The organism is Herbidospora sp. RD11066 (genome assembly GCF_054661255.1).
Genome location: NZ_BAAGDO010000005.1, coordinates 54722 through 68652, shown reverse-complemented (window position 1 = coordinate 68652; position 13931 = coordinate 54722). Strand labels below are relative to the sequence as shown.

General features: G+C 70.1%; 13 protein-coding genes. 4 read left to right on the top strand and 9 right to left on the bottom strand.

Features of this window, described 5'->3' with window-relative positions:
* Nucleotides 1–7: 7 nt before the first annotated feature.
* Genes ACYQ78_RS20495 through ACYQ78_RS20485 form a run of 3 tightly spaced genes read right to left on the bottom strand, consistent with a single transcriptional unit; the run spans nucleotide 8 to nucleotide 3050 of the window.
* Nucleotides 8–1243, bottom strand: a complete 1236-nt coding sequence (locus ACYQ78_RS20495; protein ID WP_459802475.1) for an ABC transporter permease — start codon at nucleotides 1241–1243, stop codon at nucleotides 8–10.
* The gene (locus tag ACYQ78_RS20490) at nucleotides 1240–1980 is read right to left on the bottom strand and encodes an ABC transporter ATP-binding protein (protein WP_459802474.1); all 741 of its coding nucleotides are present in this window, start codon (nucleotides 1978–1980) and stop codon (nucleotides 1240–1242) included. The genes ACYQ78_RS20495 and ACYQ78_RS20490 overlap by 4 nt, the downstream gene beginning before the upstream one ends.
* Nucleotides 1977–3050: an efflux RND transporter periplasmic adaptor subunit gene (locus ACYQ78_RS20485; RefSeq protein WP_459802473.1), complete on the bottom strand. Its 1074-nt coding sequence runs from the start codon at nucleotides 3048–3050 to the stop codon at nucleotides 1977–1979. The genes ACYQ78_RS20490 and ACYQ78_RS20485 overlap by 4 nt, the downstream gene beginning before the upstream one ends.
* 131 nt (nucleotides 3051–3181) lie before the next feature.
* Between ACYQ78_RS20485 and ACYQ78_RS20480 the strand changes: the two genes are divergently transcribed.
* The gene (locus tag ACYQ78_RS20480; RefSeq protein WP_459802472.1) at nucleotides 3182–4741 is read left to right on the top strand and encodes an efflux RND transporter periplasmic adaptor subunit; all 1560 of its coding nucleotides are present in this window, start codon (nucleotides 3182–3184) and stop codon (nucleotides 4739–4741) included.
* Nucleotides 4742–4769: 28 nt separating this feature from the next.
* On the opposite strand, the gene ACYQ78_RS20475 is transcribed toward ACYQ78_RS20480, so the two are convergent.
* From ACYQ78_RS20475 to lhgO, 4 genes are read right to left on the bottom strand one after another with little or no spacing between them, the layout of a single operon-like run.
* Complete coding sequence (locus tag ACYQ78_RS20475) at nucleotides 4770–4940, bottom strand: hypothetical protein (protein ID WP_459802471.1); 171 nt, start codon at nucleotides 4938–4940, stop codon at nucleotides 4770–4772.
* A 12-nt stretch (nucleotides 4941–4952) separates the two neighbouring features.
* Nucleotides 4953–6335: a sensor histidine kinase gene (locus tag ACYQ78_RS20470; RefSeq protein ID WP_459802470.1), complete on the bottom strand. Its 1383-nt coding sequence runs from the start codon at nucleotides 6333–6335 to the stop codon at nucleotides 4953–4955.
* A 1-nt stretch (nucleotide 6336) separates the two neighbouring features.
* Nucleotides 6337–7041 (bottom strand): response regulator transcription factor, encoded by a 705-nt coding sequence (locus tag ACYQ78_RS20465; RefSeq protein ID WP_066373728.1) that lies wholly within the window; start codon nucleotides 7039–7041, stop codon nucleotides 6337–6339.
* Between the two features lie 32 nt (nucleotides 7042–7073).
* Complete coding sequence (lhgO, locus tag ACYQ78_RS20460) at nucleotides 7074–8228, bottom strand: L-2-hydroxyglutarate oxidase (protein ID WP_459802469.1); 1155 nt, start codon at nucleotides 8226–8228, stop codon at nucleotides 7074–7076.
* A 54-nt stretch (nucleotides 8229–8282) separates the two neighbouring features.
* On the opposite strand from lhgO, the gene ACYQ78_RS20455 reads away from it, so the two are divergent.
* Nucleotides 8283–8678 carry a hypothetical protein gene (locus tag ACYQ78_RS20455; protein ID WP_459802468.1) on the top strand — a complete coding sequence of 132 codons (396 nt, stop codon included), beginning with the start codon at nucleotides 8283–8285 and terminating at the stop codon, nucleotides 8676–8678.
* On the opposite strand, the gene ACYQ78_RS20450 is transcribed toward ACYQ78_RS20455, so the two are convergent.
* Nucleotides 8641–11034 carry an SCO7613 C-terminal domain-containing membrane protein gene (locus ACYQ78_RS20450; RefSeq protein WP_459802467.1) on the bottom strand — a complete coding sequence of 798 codons (2394 nt, stop codon included), beginning with the start codon at nucleotides 11032–11034 and terminating at the stop codon, nucleotides 8641–8643. The genes ACYQ78_RS20455 and ACYQ78_RS20450 overlap by 38 nt on opposite strands.
* Before the next feature lie 97 nt (nucleotides 11035–11131).
* Nucleotides 11132–12121, bottom strand: coding sequence for a hypothetical protein (locus ACYQ78_RS20445; protein WP_459802466.1), 990 nt, complete (start codon nucleotides 12119–12121; stop codon nucleotides 11132–11134).
* An 85-nt stretch (nucleotides 12122–12206) separates the two neighbouring features.
* Here ACYQ78_RS20445 and ACYQ78_RS20440 point away from each other — a divergent pair, with 85 nt between their 5' ends.
* On the top strand, nucleotides 12207–13178 hold the full coding sequence (locus tag ACYQ78_RS20440) for an aldo/keto reductase (RefSeq protein WP_459802465.1): 972 nt from the start codon (nucleotides 12207–12209) through the stop codon (nucleotides 13176–13178).
* Nucleotides 13179–13276: 98 nt separating this feature from the next.
* Nucleotides 13277–13918: an HAD family hydrolase gene (locus ACYQ78_RS20435; RefSeq protein ID WP_459802911.1), complete on the top strand. Its 642-nt coding sequence runs from the start codon at nucleotides 13277–13279 to the stop codon at nucleotides 13916–13918.
* Nucleotides 13919–13931: the final 13 nt, after the last annotated feature.

Here is a 13931-nt window from a genome sequence, read left to right as displayed (position 1 = left end):
GACTCCTTTACTCGAAGCGCAGGGCTTCGATCGGCCGCAGCTTGGCGGCGCGGTTGGCGGGATAGCTGCCGAAGAACAGCCCGATGGCGACCGAGACGCCCAGCGCGAGCATGACCGAGCTGGGCACCACGACCGGGGTGATGCCGGCGATCGTGAACTGGGCCCCGACCACCGCGATGGCGACCCCCAGGAGGCCGCCGATGAGACTCAGCAGGGTCGCCTCGACGAGGAACTGGCCGAGGATCGCGCCGCGCGGGGCGCCGATCGCCTTGCGGATGCCGATCTCCCGGGTCCGTTCGGTGACCGTGACCAGCATGATGTTGGTGATCCCGATCCCGCCGACCAGCAGGCTGATCGCCGCCACGGCCGCCAGCAGGACGGTGAACGTCGAGGTCGCGGCGCTGACGGTCTCCTGGAGGGTGGCCTGGTTGAGGATCTGGTAGTCGGCGCTGACCGTTCCGCCGATGCCGTGGCGCTGGTCGAGCACCGAGGTGATCTCGGCCTGGGCGGCGTCCACGTCGTCGGCCGACTTGGCCTTCACGAGGATCTGGTTGAGCGGCCCGAACCCGGTGAGGCTCTGCTGCACCGACGGCAGGGGCGCGATGGCGACGTCGTCGGCGTCCTGGAAGCCGCTCGACGACCCGGCCTCCTTGAGCACCCCGACGACCGTGAACGGCACTCCGGTGATGGTGATCTGCTTGCCGACCGGGTCGACCGTGCCGAACAGGTTGTCGACCACGGTCTGCCCGATGACGATGACCTTGCGGGCGGCCAGCACGTCGTCGTTGAAGAAGTAGGTGCCCTTGGTGACGGGCTTGTTGGAGGCCTGGAAGTAGCTCGGGTAGGTGCCGACGACCTGCGAGATCGTGGCGGAGGCCCCCTCGTACGACGCCGTCGACGAGTTGGCCGTCACGACCGGCGACACCGAGCTGACATTGGGCGCGGCGGTGGTGTCGGCGAGCGCCCTGGCGTCGTCCACGGTCAGGTCCCTGACCTGGGTACGCGGCCCGCTGGACTGCTGCTGACCTCCCCGGCCGCCCTGGGTCAGCGCACTGACGGTCAGCGTGTTGGCGCCCAGCTGCGCGATGTTCTTCTGGATCGACTGCGAGGAGCCCTCCCCCACCGCGACCAGCAAAATCACCGCCGCGACGCCGATCAGGATGCCCAGCGTGGTCAGCGCCGAGCGCATCTTGTTGGCCGCCAGCCCCCGGATGGCGAACCTGACGATCTCGACGGTGCTCACGCGGTCACCTCCTTGGAGATCTCGGCGAGGCGCGGCGGCAGGCCCTCCACGGGGGCGAGCCGGGTGTCCTCGATGATCCGCCCGTCCATGAGCCGGACCACGCGCTTGGCGTGCTCGGCGACGTCGGGTTCGTGGGTGATGACGACGATCGTGCGGCCGGCCGCCGACAGGCGGTCGAAGATGCCGAGCACGTCGAGGGTGGAGGTGCTGTCGAGCGCGCCGGTCGGCTCGTCGGCGAGCAGCAGGGTGGGCGAGTTGACCAGCGCGCGGGCGATGGCCACGCGCTGCTGCTGGCCGCCGCTCAGCTCGTTGGGCTGGTGGTTGACGCGTTCGGCCAGGCCCACGAGTTCGAGCGCGGCCAGCGCCCTTCTGCGCCGTTCGGCCGGTTTGACCCCGCCGTACGCGAGCGGCAGTTCGACGTTCATCAGGGCCGACATCCGCGGGATCAGGTTGAACGACTGGAAGACGAACCCGATCTTGCGGTTGCGGACCACCGCCTGCTGGCGGTCGTCGAGGCGGCCGACGTCCACCCCGTCGAGGTGGAACTCCCCGGCGCTGGGGATGTCGAGGCAGCCGATGATGTTCATCAGGGTCGACTTGCCGGAGCCGGAGGCCCCCATGATCGCCACGTAGTCACCGGGCTCGACCTGGAGGGACACCCCGCGCAGGGCGTGCACCGCCGTCTCGCCCTCGCCGTAGACCTTCGTGGCGTCCCGTACGTCCAGAACCAGACTCATTGCCGCCCGCCCCCACCGAAACCGCCTCCGGCGGGGCGGATGCCGCCGCCACCGCCGAAGCCGGGGAAGCCCCCGGTCTGGCCGGTCGTCGAGGCCACCGGGCGCACCACCCGGTCACCTTCGTTCAGGCCAGAGACGATCTCGGTGCCGGTGGTCCCCTTGACCCCGGTCTCGACGACCTTCACGGTCTGCTTTCCGTTCTCCAGCACGGTCACCGTGCTGCGTCCACCGGCCGTGGTGATCACCGCCGACGGAAGTGTGAGGACGTTCTCGGCCCGGTCGATCACGACGCTGACCGAGGCCGTCTGCCCGAGCCTGACCTGATCGGGGATCTCGGTCAGCGCGATCGTGGCGGCATACTGCACGACGTTGTTCTCCGTCTGCGGCTGCGCCCCGATCAGCGCGACCTCACCGGCGGCCGTGACCCCCGGGATCGCGTCGAAGGTGATCGAGGCCGCCTGCCCGACCTTCAGCTTGGTCACGTCGGACTCGGTGAAGTTCCCGACGATCTGCAGCTTCTTCGGGTCGACGAGGTCGACGAACCCGCCCTCCTGCACCTGCGAGGGCCCGCCGACCGTCCCGCCGACGGCGGTCACGGTCCCGGCGAACGGCGCCTTGATCACCGTCCCCGCGAGCGTCCGCTTCGCGGCCTGATAAGCATTTTTCGCCTGGACGTATTGCGCATAACCCGAAGCCGTGTCGGTGTCACCGTCGGCCGCCGCGTCGAGGCTGGCCTTGGCCGAGTCGACGCCCTCCTGCGCGGTCTCGTCGTCGAGCCGCGCGAGCACCTGCCCCTTCTTCACCTTCTGCCCCGGTTCGACCTCGATCGAGTCGACGGTCCCCTGGGTGGCGAAATTCAGCGACCGGCTGCGGGAACTCTCCACCGCCCCCGACGCCGTCACGGCCGATTCGACGGTCCCCCGGGTGACACTCGTGGTCAGCACGTTCCCCGACTCCGCGGGCTCGCTGCCGCCCCCGAGGGAGCCCCAGGCCGCCCCGGCCCCGCCGAGGAGCAACACCCCCAGGGAGGCGTTCAGGATCAGCGCTCTGCGCTTCGTCGACAACTTCACAGGGATGGACACTGCCGGGTCAGGTTGGGAGGGCCCTCCGCCGGTCCTGAACGTTTCCTGTCAAGCGGTCACAGCCAACTCGCAGTTTCGCCTCAGCCAAGCATGACGCGGAGTCACCAGGATGGACGACCATGACCCGTACCCGGCTACGCGTCGGCGGCCTGACCCTGGCCGCCGTCGTTCTGGTGACCACAGGCGTGATCCTGACCAGGGAGGACCCTCAGTCCCTCTCGAACGTGGAACTCGTCGCCGCCCAGCGAGGCGACGTGACCTCGGTCGCGTCCGCGGCGGGCAACACCATCGACGACGGCATCCACGACCTGGCCTTCTCGACGGCCGGCACGGTCAAGAAGGTGTACGTCAAACTCGGCGACAGAGTCCGGAAGGGCGCCCTCCTGGCCCGCATCGACGACACGATCGCACGAGAGAACTACAACGCGGCGAAAGCGTCATTGGACGCGGCCCAAGACCAGCTAGATGACATCACCGGCTCAGGCTCGACGGGCGGCTCCTTCGCAGCCCCGACCCCCCAGAAGACGGGCCAGGCGAGTTGCCCGCCCACCGGAGGACAGCCGAGCGCACAGCCGTCGACCAGCCCGAGCGGCCGGCCGTCAAGCTCACCGAGCCCTTCGGGAAGCCCCCGGCCGTCGGCCCCGCCCAGCAGTCCCCCACCCTCGTCTCCGCCCCCGCCCCCGCCGTCCCCGTCTCCCTCTCCGTCGCCTTCCCCCTCGCCGTCTCCCTCTCCTTCGCCGTCCCCGTCGCCTTCGAAGGGCATCCGGGCCGCCGCGGTCTCGTTCACCAAGGTCACGAGCCCGTCGCCGTCGGCTTCGCCGATGTGGAAGCCGAGGCAGCAGGGTGAGGCGGAGGTCCACCTCGACCCGGCGGGCAAGCCGTCCGCATCGCCTTCCCCGTCCCCCTCGCCCACCGGCGCCGCCCCCACCGGCACCTCACAGCAGCCGCAGCAGAACTGCGACCAGGGAGGTCAGCAGCCCCAGCAGCAGCAGCGCCCCCAGGGCGGCGGCACCCAGTTCCCCCAGCAGAGCGGCGGCGGCGGACCCCAGATGACCGAGGCCGAAGCGGAAGCGGCCGTCACCAAGGCCACGAACGACCTGAACGCCGCCAAGGACGCCCTGAAGGGCGTCACCATCAAGGCCCCTGCGGCCGGTACGGTCCTCCAGATCAACGGCGTCGAAGGCGACCCCTACACCGAGGGAGCCTTCGTCAGTCTGGGCGACCTGAACGACCTCCAGGTCAAGGCCCTGTTCACCCAGTCGGACATCGGCTCCCTGAAAGCGGGCCAGCAGGCCACCATCACCCTGGGCAACGTCGAGGGCACCTACGAGGGCACCGTCACCCACATCGACCCCATGTCCACCACGACCGACCGCCTCGTCCAATACGGCGTCACGATCTCCTTCGACGACCAGCCCAAGGGCCTGCTGCTGGGACAGACGGCCACCGTCCAGGTAGTCACAGGCGCCGCACCGGGCGCGGTCTACATCCCGGCGAGAGCCGTCCAGAACAACATGGTCACCCTGTCCGACGGAGCGAAGCGCAAGGTCACCACAGGCGTCCGCAGCGACACCACCGTAGAGATCACCGCCGGCCTGACCGAGGGAGAAAAGGTAGAACTCCCAGGCGCCTCAGCCCTCAACGGCGAATTCCCGGACAGCACCTTCCCCGGCCTCTGAGCAGAGGCCGGGGGAACTGGACCGGACATCACGTCGCGGGTCTTTCCTCCAGCCGATCCCGTCGGAGCCGGCGTTCCACTGCGGCGTTCACGTAAGCCGAGAAGCCGTCGGCTCCGACCAGGTCGTGGATCGCGCGAACGTTGCCCGCGCGCAGCCACACGTCCACTGTGACCAAGGGGTCGGGATCCTGTTCAGGCACACCCGTACACAATCACGGCTCCAGTCGCAGCGTCACGCGGAAGGCCGCGCCCGCCCCCGGGGACGTCGTCACCGTCACCGTCCCCCCGTGCGCCTTCACCAGGGATGACACGATCGACAGTCCCAGCCCCGTCCCCGACGACTCGTCGTGGGTTCTAGCCGGATCCGCGCGGTAGAAGCGTTCGAAGACGCGGTCGGCCTCGTCGGCCGTCATTCCCGGGCCCTTGTCGGCGACCTCGACGAACGCCTCCTCCCCGCCCGCCCCCACGGTCACCGTCACCGGCACCCCGTCGGGCGTGTGGGTCAGCGCGTTGGACATCAGGTTCCCCACGACCTGCCGCAGCCGCACCTCGTCCCCGGACACGATGGGCGCCGTGGTCCCCTCGACCACGAGGGAGATCGACCGTCCAGGGGAAAGGATGCGCGCGTCCTGGACGGCGTCCCCGGCGATCGCCAGCAGATCCACCGGCTTCGACTGCAACGGACGCTGCTGGTCGAGGCGGGCCAACAGCAAAAGGTCCTCGACGAGGATGCTCATCCGTTCGGCCTCGCTCTCGATGCGGCGCATCAGGCGGGTCACGTCGCTCTGCGGGGCCTGGCGGTGGAATTCCGCGTAGCCGCGGATCGACGTCAAGGGTGTGCGCAGTTCGTGGGAGGCGTCGGCGACGAAGCGGCGCATGCGTTCCTCCGACTCTCGGGCGGCGGCCTCGGAGCGGGAGCGGTCGTCGAAGGCGCGCTCGATCTGGGTGAGCATCCCGTTGAGCGAGTGGGCCAGGCGGCCGACCTCGGTGCGGGGGTCCCGGTCGGGGATGCGGCTGCTCATGTTCCCGGCCGCGATCGATCCGGCGGTCTTCTCGATCTCCGCCAGTGGACGCAGGCTCCGGCGCACCAGCAGGATGCCCAGTCCGGCCGCCAGGCAGAGCACGACGGCACCGCCCAGGATGACGATCATCCCGAGTCTGGTCGTGATCTGGGTGACCCCGACGAGGCCGACGGCGGTCACCAGGGTTCCGCCACCGGGCAGCGGCACGGTCTTCACCCGCCACGACACGCCCTCCGACACGTGCGCGGTCGGGGCTCCGGGGGCCGGCAGGTCGGTGAGGGACGGCTTGCGGGTGACCGACTCACCGCTGGCCGACAGGCCGGGCGTGCCGTCGGGCTTGATCAGCTGGACGACACCCTCCGGCGGCAGCCGTTGCGCCGAGTAGACCAGGTCGCCGCCGTGGGCGAGGCGGCCGATGGTCTGGTCGCTGAGTTTGGTCACCTGTTCGTCGACGCGGTCGACCAGGTAGCTGCGGAGCAGGGAGACGCTGGCCGCGCCGATCACCAGCAGGGTCCAGGCGACCAGGGCGAGCATCGCCGCGATCAGCTTCGTACGCAGCGACACCCGGCTCATGTCACACCGACGTTCGCATCACGTAGCCGACACCGCGCAGGGTGTGGATGAGGCGAGGAGCCGACCGGCTGTCGATCTTGCGGCGGAGCACCGACACGTACGACTCCACGATCCCCGCGTCGCCCCGGAAGTCGTAGTCCCAGACGTGGTCGAGGATCTGCGCCTTCGACAGCACCCGTCCGGCGTTGGCCATGAAGTAGCGCAGCAGCTTGAACTCGGTCGGCGACAGCGGCACCGGGTTGCCCGACCGCCAGACCTCGTGGGACTCCTCGTCGAGTTCGATGTCGGCGAAGGTCAGCCGGGGCGGCGGCGCGGTGGGGTCGCCGGCGGTGCGGCGCAGCACGGCGCGGATGCGGGCGATGACCTCTTCCAGCGAGAACGGCTTGGTCACGTAGTCGTCGCCGCCGAGGGTCAGGCCGCGGATCTTGTCCTCCGTCGCGTCGCGCGCGGTGAGGAACAGGACCGGGGTGAACGTGCCGCCGCCGCGCAGCCTGCGGACGACGTCGAAGCCGTCCATGTCGGGCAGCATGACGTCGAGCACGATCAGGTCGGGCCGGTGGCGGGTCGCCGCGGCGACGCCGTCGGTGCCGCTGGAGGCGGTGCTGACGTCGAATCCCGCGTACCGGAGGCTCGCGGCCAGCAGTTCGAGGATGTTCGGCTCGTCTTCGACGATCAGCAGTCGGGCTTCAGGAGTCACTATGGGCATCTTCTCGGACGAGGGGGACGTACCTGAGCACTTTATGAAGGATCGCTTAAAGCTGCCGTCAAATCAGCCACATGCCGGGCGATGGCGAAGCTGGAAGTCGCCGCCGGGGAGGGCGCGTTGCGCACGATCAGCACCCGTCCGTGCCGGTCGATGGCGAAGTCGTCGATCAGCGTGCCGTCGCGTCCGACCGCCTGGGCCCGCACCCCGCTCTCCGCCCTGACCAGGTCGCCCGCGGTGAGCGCGGGGACGTAGCGGCGGGCCGCCCTGAGGAACGCCGACGGCCGCAGGGAGCCGTTCAGCTCGCGCAGGCCGGTCAGCCAGTGGCGGCGGGCCATCCTCCTGGTGCCGGGCCAGGCCAGGATCCGGGCCAGTTCGCGAACCCGCACGTCACGCCACGAGTAGCCCTCCAGCGCCAGCGCCATCACCGCGTTGGGGCCGACCAGCACCTCGCCGTCGATCCGCTTCGTCAGGTGGACGCCGAGGAAGGGGAACCTCGGGTCGGGTACGGGGTAGATCAGGCCCCTGACCAGGTCTTTCGCCGGGCCCGCCAGCCGGAAGTACTCACCGCGGAACGGGACGATCCGGAGGTCGCCCCTGCCCGCGAGGGCGTCGGTGCCCAGTCCGGCGCAGACCACCAGGCGATCGAACCGGAGATTCCCCGCTGCCACGGCCGTGGCCGACTCGTGGATGGCCGATACGGGGTGCGAGAGCCGTACATCCAAATTGGCGGCGAGATGCCGGGCTACGGCGGGAAAGTCCGCGACGGCGGTGTGCGGAGAATGCACGGCGCCGACACCGACCGCATGGGGTTCGATCTCGCGGAGGCCGAGAGCGTCAAGCTCCGAAATATCCGGTACGCCGTTCGCCCGCGCCCGGTCCGCGATCTCCCGCAGCCCCGCCCGCTCGGCGCGCGTCGAGGCGATCACGAGCTTGCCGACCTCGTCGTAGGGCAGCCCGTGCTCCCGGCAGTAGTCGCGCAGCAGCGCGACGCCCTCACGGCACAGCCGCGCCTTCAAAGACCCTGGCCGGTAATAGATCCCGGCGTGGACGACCCCGCTGTTGTGCCCGGTCTGGTGGGCGGCGACGTGGTCTTCCTTCTCCAGCACCGTCACCTCGGCGCCCCGGGAGGTCAGTTCGCGCGCCACCGCGAGCCCGAGGATGCCGGCTCCGACGACCCCGATCTTCATGCCCTGATTGTCACACATTCGTGGTCGAACTCACGTTCGGTTAGAGTGGGTGACGTGTACGTTCCTCCGGGATGGCCGACCGAGGTACCCCCTCCGGGTAGCCCCGACTGGCAGACATCGGCGGTCAACTGGCTGCTCGACGCCGTGCCGCCCGACTACCGCGCCTACGGGGTGCTGCGCCGCCATCCGCTGGCGCTGGCCCGGATGGCGGGCCACACCGTGCGGGCCCAGGTGGAGGGCGCGCGGGCCGGTTACCGCGACGCCGCCGTCGACCTGAAGGAACACCTGCCGCCCCATGTGGTCGAGGCGGTCTTGGAGGTCTACCGCCGCGAGGGCCCCAGACTGGTGGCCCTGGCGGCCTCGATCGCCCTGGTCGAACGCGCTCTGCGGGGCGAGGAGTTCGTCGAACGCTTCACCGCAGACCCCGGATCGCCGCGCCGACCCGCTTGACGTCGCGGATCCGGCTCTCATACGTCGCCCCGACCAGCAGCAACAGCAGCCCGCCCGCCGCCATCGGCACCCACCGGGGCACCAGCAGCACCAGATCGACCACCCACGGCGCGATCTCGTGGACGGTCACCGCCGCCAGCGTGAACCCGCCGAGCACCGCGGGCGCCTGGAGCCGCTTCAACGCCCCGACCACGAGCACGACCAGCGCGACCAGGCCCAACGCCAGCGGCCGCACCCACCCTTCGGGCTGGTCGTAGAGCACGAACAGGCTCGGCAGCAGCGTGAACGTCAGCCCCGCGCCATAAGCCCGCCACGACGACGCGCTCCGCGCCTTCCACCACCCGAAAGCGAGCAGCACCACCGAGAACGGCGCCGTATAGGCCTCGACCAGCGTGACGTCGTCGGCGTAGAGCCGCGACCACGAGGCGAGTAGCAGCAGCGCGGTGGCGAGATAGGCGACGTTCCCGCGCTCCTTGCGCAGCGCGACCCCGGCCGCGATCACTCCGGCCGTGGCGGCGGCGAGACTGAACGTCCTCAGGTCGTGGACGAGCACGAGCCCCGCCAGCCCGACGACCCCGGCCCCGATCTCGGTGACCCGCCAGGGCGCCGCGGCGGCGGCCACCGCGAGCAGCACGAACGGGAGGAACCGGGCCTCCTGCCCCGCCGACAGCCAGACCGCGACCGCGAACCCACCGGCATAGATGACGGCCACGTTGGCCGCCCAGACGCGCAGCTTCGCGTCCTTGAAGGCGACCCACCCGGCGATGAGGGCCAGCGCGGGCAGGACGATCAGCGTGCCCGTCTCACTGACCAGCCCCCACACCGTGGCGACGACCCCGATCGCCAGCGCCAGCCAGACGTAGGAGGCCACCATCACCGAGGCCGACGCGACAGTCAGCGCGAGCAGCACCATCAGCATGTACACATAGGGCAGATCGAACACCGGCGGCACGAACGCGACCGTCACCACACCCGCGATCACCGCCGCCATCCGCTGCTTGACGGTCAGCGCCAGCACCACCGTGACCAGCACCATCAGCACCAGATCCGGCACACTCGGGATCCACTCGGCCCGGCTCAGGAAGTCGCCCGCGCCGAGGCTCAGCCCGCTCGACCAGACGCCCCGATCGGGTCCGCGCAGCACGACGGCCACGGGCACCAGCACGATGAGCGAACTCACCGCCCCGACACCCAGCGCCGTGACCCTGGCCTCCTTGCGCAGCGCCAGCGCGAAAGCGCCCGCGATCGCCGGAAGGACCACGACGGCCCACTCGTCCGGGACGACCACCATGACCGGCGTCCGCACCGCGAACACCCCCGCGAGAACACCGCCGATGATCGGCACCAGCGGATACTTCTTCGCCCGCAGCGCCATGAACCCCGCCTCGACGGCGGCCACCGCGAGCAGGGCGCCGTAAGTGGAGGCCGTCGACAGGTCGTCGAGATACCCGGTCGTCCGGAAGAGCGCGACAATGCACCCGAGAACCCACGTCGCGAAGAGCCCCGCCAGCGCGACCTTCTGCCGCGTGCTCAGCCACAGGGCGATGTCGATCGCGGCCGTCAGGATCAGCGCCCCGGCGGCGTGCGCCTGGGTCTGGTCGGCGCTGAGGATGATCAGCGGGAACTGGGCCAGCCCGATCGCGACCGGAAGCGGCAGCGAGAGCCTGGCCACCGGTCCGTAGACCCCGAACACCACCGCCGCCAGCGCGATCAACCCCGCCGTGTACGACAGCGCCCCCACCCGGCCCTCGAACCAGACCTGGTAGGCGGCGTACCCGTCGAGCAGGAACAGCGCCACGCCGAGGATCGCGAGCGTCTCGGCGGTCGCCTTGAGCCCTCGCTTGACCAGGACAAACGGCGCCGCGAAGGTGAGCGCGGTGAACCCGAGCAGAATCGCGGCCCGCCCCCCGATCCCCACGGACCCCCAGCTCACGATCGTGAACACCACGGCGGCCACGACGAGCAGCAGCCCACCGAGCCCGAGCAGCAGATTCCTGACAGTGGACGGGGACATCTCCCGCTTAGGCGGCATCGGCTGACCGGCGAATCCCCCCGGGTGGCCCGCCTGGGTTTCGGCCGAGCCGCTCGCCGGGCTGCTTGCCGACGCCTGGGCCCCCGCGGTCCAAGCGTCGGCCGGCTGGTTCTCTCCGGCGGCGCGGAGTGCGGTCAGCAGTTCCGTTCTCCGGCCGAGCAGCCGGGCCTCGCGCCCCCGCAGATCGTTCAGGGCGAGGTCGAGCTGCCAGAGCTCAGCCGCGATCGGGCCGTGCAGCGGAAGCTCGCAGGCCGGGCATCGGCGTGGTGACCCGTCGAGCGGGGCACCGCAATCGGGGCAGGCTGGAGAGCCGGCGGTGTGCATACGGGAACGATCCCGCGTAAGCCCACGTGGGCGCTATGGAGCACCTACTCAATTCGCGGTGAGTATCCCGGTATGTGAATTACAAAGAAGCCCCGGTCTACCGCCCGGCCCATCGGGCGATGCCGAAGATGATCCCGATCGCCCCCACCGCCACGCCCAGCCACAGGGCGATCATGAACCCGCCGCCCGTCTCCTGCGACTCGGAGGCCACCGGTTGCGCCGCCGGGCTCGCCTTCGTGGCCTCGGGGGTCGGCGACGGGCTCGGCTTGGCGCTCTCCGGCAGGGGGACCCGCACGACCGGACTGTGCTCCCCCTCGGAGCCCGTCAGCAGCGACTTCCCGTCGGCGGAGTAGGTGATCGACTCGGACTGGCGCAGCATGGGCATCCCGACCCCGGAGATCTCGTCGTCGATCTTCCGGTAGAGGGTCGCCGAGAAGTAGGTCCGCACCACGAAACTCGACCCGTCGGGCGCGAAGGCCGCGTCGGTGGCCATTGTCGGAGCCGACCCCACCCGCTTCAGGACATTCACCCGATCGGTCCGCAGCTGCTTGGGCGCGGCGTAGATGAGCCCGTCGAACTCCTTGGTCACGATGTAGAGCCGCCCCGTGCGGGGATCGACCATCAGGCCCTCGGCGTTGCGCGCCCCGTCGGCATACCGGAACCGGTAGCGGACCGCGTCGATGGCGCCCCCGCGCAGCCGGTTCGGCTCGGTGACCTTGTAGACGGAGATGTCCTGCCAGGCCCCGTCGAGGTTGTCCCCGATATCCCCGAAGAACAGCACCCCGCGCCCCGACCGGTCACGATAGGCCGCCATGCCCTCCCAGTCGCGGGCCTCGGCGTTCCTGATCGTGTACGCCGCCTTGGTCCGCCCAGTGGAGGAGTCGACGGCGTAGAAGACGGGCGCCGCCGCGCTGTCGTTGTGTGTGTAGATGATCCCGGGGTGCGTGGGCGAGACCGCCAGCCCGCTCGACTCGGTGATCCGCGCATCGGCGAACTCGAACAGCTCATCGTCGTCGGCCTGCGCCGGAACCGCCCACACGAGCAGGATCAACGCCGCCAGCGCCATCCCCCGAAAAGTCCACCCCATAGAGACATCCTGCCTTGTCTGATGGTCGCGCCTCCGGAAGCGAGGGCTTGGCTGGAGTCCACTCCAGGTTCCTAAGGTGGGAAGCATGGACTACGCGCAGCTCGGTCGTACCGGACTCAAGGTCAGCAAGCTCTGCCTGGGCACGATGAACTTCGGCCCGCAGACCACGGAGGAGGACTCCTTCGCGATCATGGATCGCGCCCATGAGCTGGGCATCAACTTCTTCGACACCGCCAACGTCTACGGGTGGAAGAAGGGCGAGGGCGTCACCGAGCAGATCATCGGCCGGTGGTTCGCCCAGGGCGGCGGCCGTCGTGAGAAGACCGTCATCGCCACCAAGCTCTACGGCTCGATGGGCGACTGGCCCAACGAGACCTTCCTGTCGGCGCTGAACATCCGCCGCGCCTGCGACGCCTCGCTGAAGCGCATGCAGACCGACTACATCGACGTCTACCAGGCCCACCACGTCGACCGGAACACCCCGTTCGAGGAGTTCTGGGAGGCCATGGAGGTGCTCCGCCAGCAGGGCAAGATCCTCTACGTCGGCTCCTCGAACTTCGCCGGCTGGCACATCGCCAAGGCCCAGGAGACCGCCAGGCGCCGCAACTTCCTCGGCCTGGTGAGCGAGCAGTCGAAGTACCACCTGCTGGAGCGCTCGGTCGAGCTCGAGGTCCTGCCCGCGTGTGAGGACTACGGCCTGGGCGTCATCCCCTGGAGCCCGCTGGCCGGTGGCCTCCTCGGCGGCGTCCTCCGCAAGATCGACAAGGGCCGCAGCGCCAACCCCGACCAGATCGAGGCCCTGGAGAAGGTCCGCCCGCAGATCGAGCAGTGGGAGGCCTTCTGTGACGACCTGGGCGAAGACCCGGCCAACACCGGCCTGGCCTGGCTCCTCCACCAGAAGGCGGTGACCGCCCCGATCATCGGCCCGCGCACCGCCGACCAGCTCAACGGCTCCCTGCGAGCCCTGGAGATCAAGCTCGACGACAAGGCCCTGGCCCGCATCGACGAGATCTTCCCCGGCCCGGGCGGCACCGCCCCCGAGGCCTACGCCTGGTAGATCAGGTTCCCGGCGGCGGGGACACCGACCCACGTCCCCGCCGCTCCGGCGCGCGAGGCCCCGTCGCCGGTGAGAAGGGGTGAACCGTCACGCAGCGTCTGGCGCTCTTCGATCTGGACAACACACTGGTGGATCGGGCGGCGGGGCTGCGCCTGTGGGCGGCCGAATTCTGCGCGGGGCGTGACATCGACGCCCGTGAGGTCGAATGGATCGTGGCCGCGGACGGGGACGGCCTCGTACCGAAGATCGAATTCTTCACCCGGCTCCGGGAGAGACTCTCCCTGCCCGACTCCGTCGCGGAGCTGGAGGCCCAATATCGCCATCGCCATCCGGCCCTGATCCCGGCCGTCCCGGGGGCCCTGGCCGGGCTCGCCCGGTTGCGTCACGCGGGATGGAAGATCGGCCTGGTCACCAACGGCCTCGCCGACATTCAGCTGGCGACGATGACCCACACCCGAGTGGCCGGGCGCGTCGACGGCTGGGCGATCTCCGGAGCGGAGGACGTCCGCAAACCGGAACAGAGGCTGTTCGAACTCGCCGCCGGACGATGCGGTCTGGCCCTGACCGGGGGCGGGTGGATGGTCGGCGACAGCGTGACGGCCGACATCGACGGCGGGCGGGCCGCCGGTCTACACACGGTCTGGGTCAGCCGCGGCCGCCTCTGGCCGGAAGCGACCGGCGAGCCCGATCACATCGTGGTCGACGCCGCCGAGGCCATCAGGTGGTTGCTGACACGGTAGGCACGGGTCATTG